At 37.8% G+C, this 9,544-nt stretch carries 8 protein-coding genes and 2 pseudogenes; 2 read left to right on the top strand and 8 right to left on the bottom strand.

The annotated features are described in order from the left end of the window. Positions 1–20: 20 nt before the first annotated feature. The 5 genes and pseudogenes from OIU26_RS18165 to OIU26_RS18145 all read right to left on the bottom strand — a co-directional run bounded on the left by OIU26_RS18165 (position 21) and on the right by OIU26_RS18145 (position 4,955). Positions 21–215, bottom strand: a complete 195-nt coding sequence (locus OIU26_RS18165) for a hypothetical protein (RefSeq protein ID WP_025675942.1) — start codon at positions 213–215, stop codon at positions 21–23. Between the two features lie 271 nt (positions 216–486). Further along, positions 487–972, bottom strand: a complete 486-nt coding sequence (locus OIU26_RS18160) for a TnsA endonuclease N-terminal domain-containing protein (RefSeq protein WP_264217584.1) — start codon at positions 970–972, stop codon at positions 487–489. A 716-nt stretch (positions 973–1,688) separates the two neighbouring features. Next, positions 1,689–1,862 (bottom strand): annotated as a pseudogene (locus tag OIU26_RS18155) (helix-turn-helix domain-containing protein); the annotation flags it as partial. A gap of 381 nt (positions 1,863–2,243) precedes the next feature. Beyond that, complete coding sequence (locus OIU26_RS18150) at positions 2,244–3,575, bottom strand: erythromycin esterase family protein (RefSeq protein WP_165084616.1); 1,332 nt, start codon at positions 3,573–3,575, stop codon at positions 2,244–2,246. Positions 3,576–3,797: 222 nt separating this feature from the next. Then, a complete protein-coding gene (locus tag OIU26_RS18145) occupies positions 3,798–4,955 on the bottom strand; it encodes a serine hydrolase domain-containing protein (protein WP_264217583.1) in 1,158 nt (385 codons plus the stop codon). 755 nt (positions 4,956–5,710) lie between these two features. Between OIU26_RS18145 and OIU26_RS18140 the strand changes: the two genes are divergently transcribed. Both OIU26_RS18140 and OIU26_RS18135 read left to right on the top strand, forming a co-directional pair. After that, a complete protein-coding gene (locus OIU26_RS18140) occupies positions 5,711–6,508 on the top strand; it encodes a radical SAM protein (protein WP_264217582.1) in 798 nt (265 codons plus the stop codon). 170 nt (positions 6,509–6,678) lie between these two features. After that, positions 6,679–6,926: pseudogene (locus OIU26_RS18135) on the top strand (Tn3 family transposase); the annotation flags it as partial. Positions 6,927–7,318: 392 nt separating this feature from the next. Here OIU26_RS18135 and OIU26_RS18130 read toward each other — a convergent pair. The 3 genes from OIU26_RS18130 to OIU26_RS18120 are packed head-to-tail and all read right to left on the bottom strand — an operon-like array spanning position 7,319 to position 9,522. Then, positions 7,319–7,756, bottom strand: a complete 438-nt coding sequence (locus OIU26_RS18130; RefSeq protein ID WP_264217581.1) for a phosphatase domain-containing putative toxin — start codon at positions 7,754–7,756, stop codon at positions 7,319–7,321. A gap of 31 nt (positions 7,757–7,787) precedes the next feature. After that, positions 7,788–8,207, bottom strand: a complete 420-nt coding sequence (gene arsC, locus OIU26_RS18125) for an arsenate reductase (thioredoxin) (RefSeq protein ID WP_264217580.1) — start codon at positions 8,205–8,207, stop codon at positions 7,788–7,790. A 25-nt stretch (positions 8,208–8,232) separates the two neighbouring features. Beyond that, positions 8,233–9,522, bottom strand: coding sequence for an arsenic transporter (locus tag OIU26_RS18120; protein WP_165084441.1), 1,290 nt, complete (start codon positions 9,520–9,522; stop codon positions 8,233–8,235). Between the last annotated feature and the right edge of the window lie 22 nt (positions 9,523–9,544).

The following is a 9,544-nucleotide window of genomic DNA, read 5'->3' as shown; positions in this document are numbered from 1 at the left end:
TGGAAGTAAATTACATCTTTTCAAAAATGATCACGCGCTTCATCCTCCATTGGAATTGGGATAAGGTTGGCTTCATCCTTTCTGAACCTTCTGACGTCATGGAGCAACATATTCTCGGCTGTCATTTTCCACAATTGTCGGTCTCCGCATGCCTGCTTGCTGGGTAGCCAGTGGATTGGTTTCTCGCGCACAGCTTGCATAGATATAAAAACCATCTAATTCTATTTTCTATCATAATTGGAAAGGTAACCTAGGTAGAATTATATCAAAATTTCCAAGAATGTATAGTAAAACTTTAGTTAAATTTGGTCTGTCCAACATAAAGTGTTAATATTTTGCCTAAAAAAAGCGAATGGAGAAGAAACGCTGGGAATGGTTTGCCATCAATCGAGGAATTCGACGCGTGTCGACATTCAGGCGGGGTGCCGGCCGATTTGGGAGATCTTCCCTGGAGACATTCTCTGCCGGTGCTCCGAATCCTTGCGCTTACCCACTTGGTAAACCAAATAATTCATCTTGTTCTCTTGTAACTTTCGCAAGTGGTTTTTCACTTTGTTGAATAGCACAATAGAGATTATCTTCGAGACTATTTATATGGTGATTTAACAATTTATCGTTGTTTTTAGCATTATGAAGCCATTCGACATTCCTAACCAAATTGTAGTTTATCTGTCTTTCCGTAATAAGTGCCCACTCTATCTTTTGGTCTTTAAAGGACTCTTTTTCAATCTGTAATTTCTCTACAACTCGTTTTGTCAACTTGTTAGAAGGTTTGATAGAATGTGCAATAAATTTTATACTTTCTTCTAGTATTACTGTAAGTAACATATCTGTAGTCATAATGATGGGAAGCTTATTCTTGGGGTCAGTTGGATGTTTAATGCCTAACTTTTGTGCAATATAGAGGGTTTTATCTAGAGGTAATAAAGGAAATTGTTCGCGAATATCAATCACTTGCTCTGACCACTCCATTTAGTAATGATGTGCCAATTCAAAGTGTTCAGACAAATAATGGTGAAGTCGACCACTTTTCCAACCAAGAATTCGAGTAACTATCCCTATTGAAGGTACATCATGTATAGTTAACCAAGGTTTATATTCCGAAAAGTGGCCTTGACCTCTTCCATCTTTGATTTTCCGTTGAATAGATGCTATAGAGTTACTTGATCGAATTTTGCTCATTATTCACCTTCTTTTTAGAACTACTAAATCAAAGTAAAGTTCAGTTATCCTTTTCTACTCCTAAGATATATTTTAGTTTTACTTCAAAATACAAATGTAGAATATAACAACTCACAGCTTTATACAATAGCAAAGTAATATTTTTTAGCTATATTTTACTTCGTATCCTATTCATAGGCTACTCGTAGGGTACAGTAGGGCATGGATAAGCTATAATATGGGCTATAAGTAGGTATAATTAGTAAGCAGATGGGTCGGGTAAAACCTATTTGATTTAATAGAGATGAATTCATGAATACTTTGAAACAGTAATGTAAAAATTTTATACCAATCCATAAATGTACATAAAAGGATATTTATAATAAGATCAGGGTAACTAAACAGGTTGTTTCTAATTGGGAGTGAAACGTAGCACGGCCTGAAATTAATCATTTAATATCTTTAGCAAAGGTTTTTGACGTTACAACTGATTATTTACTTTGTATTGCTAATCGAATGACATTCCCCTACTGTGTGGGCTCAATTGCTACAGGCGTATCTCCAAAGATTAACCACTCTATATGGGAATTTAAGTTTTCTTTAATTGCTATAAGTATATCAAAAGAGAGTCTGTATTTATCTTGCTCCAGCTCACTCAACGTTCCTTGAGAAATTCCAATTATATTTGCAAACTTTATTTGATTTAAGTTGTTTGTTTTTTACTAGTTCCACACTTTTTTATCACCAGACATCTGTTTACAGACAATAAAGTTGTATACCTAACTCCATTTTTTTGTAATAAACCATCCATAAAACAGAAGCCGCCCTCAAAGGCTATTTTCGAACTTCCTTTGAGGGCGGCTATTGTCCATCTACCTATGTTAAATCTCTAAGAGTTACAGCATTCCAACACAAACGGATTGCACTACTAACGCTCTCACTGCTTAACTCGAAGATTCCATGTAGATGGGCCTTCAGCATATAAACAAATGTCCCAAGTTCGATAACCCGATTCCAACCAAATTCAAACTTTTCACGAATCGTTGTGCCCTTAAGTAAGCCTTCTCGCACATTATTACAAATTATTGATGTAGTTGAGATGGACTGACTTTTTGAATTTGAACAAGTATATCAAACGTTTTACCTAATGATATATCAACAGTTTTTGGTATAGCAGGGCCTTCTTTAGTTATTCCAGCGAAAATTTGATGTTGTTCGTTTAACCAAGTTTTTGTCACTCCGTTCGCCTTACGTAAATCAATAAAAAATTGATCTTTTTTGACCTGTCCAAAAATGTAATTATAACTGTTTGGATCATCTGATTTTAATATTCCATATGGGCCAAATTCACCATCATTATTATAGACATTATATTGTCCTTTATAAACAGATGTTCCAATAGATACATACCGTTTTCCATAATATTCTGCTAAATGCTGCCCAGCTACTTTAGGGTATATAAATGGAATCATATTTGTTTTCGAAACGTGTCCATTATGTCCCCAAACTATGGTTTTCCCTAAATGTTCTTCAGTCCACTTCGCATTTTCATACATTGCAATATCATGTTTCAAAAAAAGGTCCGATGGTTTATCAGGTGGTGACGCTAACATTGTAGTAAATTGTTCAATAATACGGGCATTTTGTTTTATCCATGCGAACTCTTTGGATTTTCCATTTAGATAGCTTTTATTTTGTTCTAATAAAGCTCTGATTTGTTTAGCATCTGAAATATACTTTTCTTTTTCTTCTTTCGTAAGGCTCTCAAAAGTATTCATATCCTTTGTTACAGGAATAAGACCTTTTATCTTCTCTTCTACTCTAGGCACAAGATCTGAATTGTTTCTTTTTATATATTCTATTATATTATTATAAACATTCTCGTTTACTGATTGAATGTCCATCCCAATGATACGCACTTTAGATTTATGTTTTGGATTAGCATTATATTGTCGAATCCAACTAAGTAGATCTAACATTTCTTTTGTGTTAAATACTGGTGATAGATGTTGGCTTGGGTTTCCCTTACCAGTAAGAACATATCGATCAAGCTCCAAAGCTCTGTCCCATCCCTCTTCTAAAACTAAGTTGGTGAATCCCTTTTCAGATACTAAATAATTAACAATGCGTTGTTTCATTGTAAAAATTTCATGAGCCCCATGCGTAGCTTCACCTAAACCTACAATTGAAGCTGAACCTACCATATTCTTAAGTGGTTTTAAATCATTAAAAGATGCAGTTGGATTAGTTGTTTTTAAAGGCTTTGCATGCATTTCTAACCATTCCGCTATTTGATTTGTATTGTAGGGAGCTGTAACAGAAACTCCTGTTTTCGAGTCTGCATAAGTACTTCCTACAAAATTAGTCAGTATTATAGCAGAAACACCAAGTGCAATAATCATTTTCTTTTTCATAAAACCCTCCTAAAATACTTATTTGTTAGTTTTTTGACATGCTCTAAGGACCAGGGGATACTTCAAGACCCTAGTTTGATGGCGACGTGGCGGGACCTCATGCCTATCAACTTAAGAACTTGCTTTATTCAAATTTTTTTAGAGTAAGTTGTTTTTTGAACCAGAAAGGCATATTTTTAACTATAAAAACTATGACAAAATTTATCCGGTTTTCCTTTTTGCCTACTTGCTAAATTCAGCAAGTAAAATATTTTTAAATGGATCAGGACTATCAGCTTTAAAGCTGTTCAAATTGACGACCAATGTATGCTTGCCTCCAAGTGTGCCACCAGCAAAAGTGGTAAACCCTAGAACTCTACCTTTGTGTCCCCATATCGAGACACCGTTTGGAAGCTTAGTTTCAAAGATCCCAAGACCATATCCGGTTCCTTCTCTATCTGTAGGAACTGTAGTAAGCATTTGTTTTAGTTGCTGTTCCTTCAGTAATTTACCACTGAGTAAGTAAGAGAAGAATTTGTTTAAATCGTCAGCAGTAGAAATCATATCTCCATCCGAGCTACCTGGGTTAATATAAGTAACGTCTTTTAGCTCACTTGCTCCGTCTAGTTGGAAATAGCCACGGGCATGCTTGGTGCCTGGAATCACGCTTGAATTGCCAGGTAGGAATGTATTTGACAAATCAAGCGGTTCAATAATCCGATTTTCAACCTCTTCCGCATAGCTGTTTCCAGTTACTTTTTCAATAAGGATCCCCAGTAGTACGTATCCTGTGTTTGAATAAGACCAACCCTTTCCTGGGGCAAAGTCTGGGGGAAGAGAAATCCCCATCTTTACGAATTCTTCAGCCGTATACGATTTTTTTGTATCCGTATAATCAAAGTCTTTTGAATTTACATAGTCAGCGATACCACTTGTATGATTCAATATCTGCCGGATAGTAATTTGGTTACCATCATATCCGTTTCCTTGAATGACACCAGGCAACCATTTTTCAATGGGGTCGTCTAGATTCAAGCGGTTCTCTTCAGATAATTGAAGTAGAACTGTTGCAATGAATGTCTTCGTCACACTGCCAATGCGAAAACGAAAATCTGTTTTCATCGGTTTCTTGGCTCTCAGATCCGCTATCCCAGCAGCATAACTCCATGTTTTTCCACTCTTATAAATTTCAGCAAGTATCCCAGGGTATCCAAGTTGTAGTGTATCCCGCATTGCTTGCTTAGCAGAAGTACAATCTCGTTGGGTACTTGTTTGTAACAAACTAGATACATTTTGAGTGGGCTCTGCTTTTACAATTGAGGTTGGTGTTGTGTATAACAGAAAACTTCCAATCATTAAAAGAACTAAACCTGTAGATGTAATTTGACAATGCTTTTTCATAAAGATATTCTTCTCCTCTATTCATATTGTATCGGTAATTATCTGCTGTTTTAGGGCAAGAGTGGATTTGCAATTATCTTTACTCATTATTATTTTCACAAACGCTATTGTGTCCTAACAAACGGTAAATTCCTTTTTTTCCACATGTATGTTAACCCTAGAAATTACTTATTTTCCTTAAAACACTCTTGTTACTGGTTTGTTTTTCATAAATAGGTCATACCTGTTTCCCCTTTCACGCCTCGTTAAATTTTTATCATACACAATGAAAATCCCCTCCTCATTTATTGTTAATGTGTTAAAACTACCTCTGTGATTCTAGGTGTTTTTCTGTCACATACGGTAGTGTCAAAATGTCACGCTATATAAATCCTAATATTGTTCGGAGTTAATAACTCAATTCAGATGTCGCTGTCAGTGAAGCTGGTGATTTGGCTGTGTTGAGTTATAATTTATACAATTACGTAGCAGGAGAAGATGGATTAGAAAAACTTCAAAAATGTTGGAATACTACTGAAGTTTTTCGCTTAATTAATGGCGAATAGCGTATAGTACATTCCCATTGGTCTTTTGTCCGCCATCCTGGGATTATATCAGTTCTTGATGCGTTCTAATTTTACTATAATTAATTAAAACTCCCTTTATCAGTTGAACTGGTAGAGGGAGTTTCTGTTCATTCGGAATTTCATTTACGTAAATATTTAAAATGAAGGGGTATCTAACATGTAGATTGATAGTACGGTGGCAAAAAAATTTTGAGTGAAACCAAAGGAGCATCTACTGTTGGATTTACTCACTCTTTGAATCCTTACAGTGGTTATGCTTTTGGATGTAGTTATTGCTATGTTAGAGAAATGCCCATTCAAAAATATAAAGATATTCCTTGGAGAGAATGGAATGATATTAAAATAAATGCTGTTGAAAACTATAGTAAAGAAATTAATAGTCTCCGCCGAAGAAATAAACCTATCAATATATTCATGTCTACTGCTACAGATCCATACCAACCCATCGAGCGTAAGGTTGAGATCACAAGAAAGATATTAAGGGAGATGATTGAATCTCCACCAGATTTCCTTCAAATCCAAACAAGAAGTCCTCTGGTGGTCAGAGACCTCGATATACTATCAGAATTGCAGCAACGTTGTGAATTATTAGTTTCTATGACTATTGAAACAGACCGAGAAGATGTAAAGCGACTTTTTGCACCTTTAGCTCCAGGGATCAACCAGCCCTTAAAGGCTCTTAGAAATGTCCATGCAGCAGGAATTAATACACAGGCAGCCATTTCTCCTCTTTTGCCCTTCACGCCAGATTTCCCCAAAAGATTACAGAGGATTGTTGATCGAATATATATTGATTCGCTGAACATTGGAGATGGTTTAAAGGGGAAGCGATCCGTGCAATTGGGTATGCCTTTGTTGTTTCAGCGAAATGGGTTTTCTAAATGGTATCAGCCTGATATTCATTTAAAAATGAACAACTATTTTAATAAATATTTTGACGAAAAGATTATATTCTTATCTTCTAGTAGAGTATCCTTTAAGAGGTAAAATATGTATAATTAATTAATCTACAGGAAATGGGACAGTCATATCCTCTACTCCAATCTGGACGGTAATTCTATCAGTTACATTCTTATACATACAAAAAGAGCAGCCTGTTTAGCTGCTCTTTTTGTATGTATAAGATATTGAGTTTTCATCAGTTGAATCTCCTAATAGTTTCGACGCTTCACGTAGATGCGAAGTCCCATTACGGGACGGGAAAAGGAGCTACGATTTATCGGTTCGTGAGCGACCAATTTTCCATTTTCTACACGAAAGTCATCAATACGAACACTCGGGATGCCGTACACGTCATCGACGATTTGCTCCACCATGAAACGGACTTGGCCATCGAGGTGCATTATACGGATACAGCCGGTTACACCAACAAGTCTTTGGTTTAACGCATTTGCTCGGATTTCGCTAACAGGAAAGGATTCAAAAACTTTTGACTTGTTATGCAATTTATATTCGCTCTGATTGAAACCTAAGCAGTCACCCTCTGAATTTAATAAAAACCCGATGATACGTGCTCATCGGGCTTTTTATTAAATACTTATCAAGAAGATATATTCTTGTTATCCGTCATTAATAATTAGTATACAACTTTATTGTCTGTACACAACATTAATGTGTACAGACAATAAAGTTGAGTTCCGAGACAACAAAATCATCGATTACAATTCTGAACATATACAATAAAGTGAGTTATCAAATCATATTGGATGCTCTCCTTTCTACTAATAAAAATCTTATTATTTGAAAAAAATAAAGACTATCTCCCGAAGGAAGTAGTCCCATGTTATATCGATTTAATTATTTGGAAGGATAAAATCCCTTCAACACATCACGCATTTCTTGCTTTATATTGATATCTGGACGTTTTTCTTTGGCCAAGGCTTCCGCCTCTTCCACTGTGGTAGCTAAACCCAACTCAAGTAACACTCCAGTTGCTACGGTTCCTGTACGATTCCGTCCGCCGGCGCAATGAAAATACACGGTCTTCCCACTGTTCACCGCTTCTTTAACCGCCTGAATAGCAGCTTGCACAGAATCCTCCTGTCCAGTCTCATGTTCCACAATCGGATAATGATGACGCGTTACCTTTACCGGAAATCCTTCTGCCTCAGTACCGTTATCTCGCAGATCAAAAACATCTGTGATCTCTTGCTCCCGAAGAACTTGAAGCAATGCACTCTCTCCACCAATATATACTTTGTTCTCAACAAGCGCGTGATAATTCACCTGAATCATTCTCCCTCTATCGAATTCATAGCAGGAACTGCTATTCTCCGGTTTCTGCAAATTGTTTAATGCGTTCTCCTACCTGGTCACGAACCCGCTGAAAGACGCCCCATTTCTCTTCTTCCAATCCTTCAGCTTTGGCCGGATCATCAAATCCCCAATGCTCACGGCGAACTTGTGGAGGAGTGATAGGACATTTATCAGCCGCGTCCCCGCACAACGTCACCACCAGATCGGCGCTGTTCAGCAAGAGAGGATCAATAATATCAGAAGTTTGACCAGAGATATCGATACCTACTTCACTCATCGCTTGCACTGCTTTAGGATTAAGGCCGTGCGCCTCAATGCCTGCACTATATACGTTCCAATTGTCTCCTAGATATTTCTTAGCCCATCCTTCTGCCATTTGACTCCGGCAAGAATTACCAGTACACAAAAAGTAAATTGTCTTTTTCTCCATGGGAAACGTCTCCTTTAATATTCAATTATGAAATGACTAACCACAGATACAAGCCTAATAGCGTAATAAAAAGAGTAGGGATCGTTAAAACAATGCCTGTTTTAAAATAAGTTCCCCAAGATATTTTCACACCTTTAGAGCTAAGCACATGTAGCCATAGCAATGTCGCCAATGAACCAATCGGGGTTATTTTCGGACCCAAATCCGATCCAATGACATTAGCGTAAATCAGCGCTTCTTTCACCATTCCAGTCGTATGGGTGGCATTAATGGCAAGCGCATCAATCATGACCGTAGGCATGTTATTCATCAACGATGAGATAACCGCCGCGATAAAACCCATGCCCATGGTGCCTACAAACATACCTTGATCGGCAGCCGCTTGAATCACATGAGCCAGCAGATCCGTCAAACCGGCATTACGCAGACCATACACCACTACATACATGCCGATAGAGAAAAATACGATAGCCCATGGAGCACCCTTGATGACTTCTTTCAATGGTACCGCAGGACTTGTTCTCGCCAGCAGTAAGAAAAAGATGGCTATGATACCGGCTACGACTGAGACAGGAATACTAAAAAATTCGCATGCAAAGTAGCCAACCAACAGCACCACAAGAACAATCCAGGACATTCGGAACATTTTTGGATCTTTAATCGCTTCTGTAGGTGCTATTAATTGTGCGTCATCAAACGTTTTTGGAATCCTTTTGCGGAAAAAGAGATACAGAACTACAATACTAGCCAATAAGGAAAATAAATTAGGTACGACCATACGACCCGCATATTCCATAAACGTGATGCCAAAAAAATCGGCCGATACAATGTTCACCAGGTTGCTGACTACAAGCGGAAGCGACGTCGTATCTGCAATAAAGCCACTCGCTATGATGAACGGAAAAACCATTTTCTCATCCAATTTAAGTGCTCGAACCATCGCTAGAACAATGGGTGTCAGAATTAAGGCCGCACCGTCATTTGCAAAAAAAGCAGCGACAACAGCTCCAAGAATGGTCACGTACACGAACATCCGAGTTCCGCTTCCCTGTGCAGCTCTGGCCATGTGAAGCGCCGCCCATTCGAAAAATCCGATTTTATCAAGCACCAACGAAATCAGAATGATGGCCACAAAAGCTAGGGTTGCATTCCAGACAATCTGAGTCACTTCCCAAACATCATGCAAATCGACGACACCTACCAGTAGAGCAAGTACAGCTCCTCCGCAGGCGGACCAGCCAATAGACAAATTTTTAGGCTGCCAGATCACCAACACTAAAGTGGCTAGAAATATAATGCAAGCTAACCAAACCAATGTTCAAAACCTCCATTACCCG

This window comes from Paenibacillus sp. BT-177 (assembly GCF_025846815.2).
Classification (GTDB): Bacteria; Bacillota; Bacilli; order Paenibacillales; family Paenibacillaceae; genus Paenibacillus; species Paenibacillus polymyxa_C.
This window is presented reverse-complemented; position numbering and strand designations above follow the sequence as displayed.

Coding starts and splice junctions, on each gene's coding strand:
- OIU26_RS18165 (WP_025675942.1), bottom strand. CDS start 215: ATGGTTTTTATATCTATGCAAGCTGTGCGCGAGAAACCAATCCACTGG.
- OIU26_RS18160 (WP_264217584.1), bottom strand. CDS start 972: ATGGAGTGGTCAGAGCAAGTGATTGATATTCGCGAACAATTTCCTTTA.
- OIU26_RS18150 (WP_165084616.1), bottom strand. CDS start 3,575: ATGAAAAAGAAAATGATTATTGCACTTGGTGTTTCTGCTATAATACTG.
- OIU26_RS18145 (WP_264217583.1), bottom strand. CDS start 4,955: ATGAAAAAGCATTGTCAAATTACATCTACAGGTTTAGTTCTTTTAATG.
- OIU26_RS18130 (WP_264217581.1), bottom strand. CDS start 7,756: ATGATTCAGGTGAATTATCACGCGCTTGTTGAGAACAAAGTATATATT.
- arsC (WP_264217580.1), bottom strand. CDS start 8,207: ATGGAGAAAAAGACAATTTACTTTTTGTGTACTGGTAATTCTTGCCGG.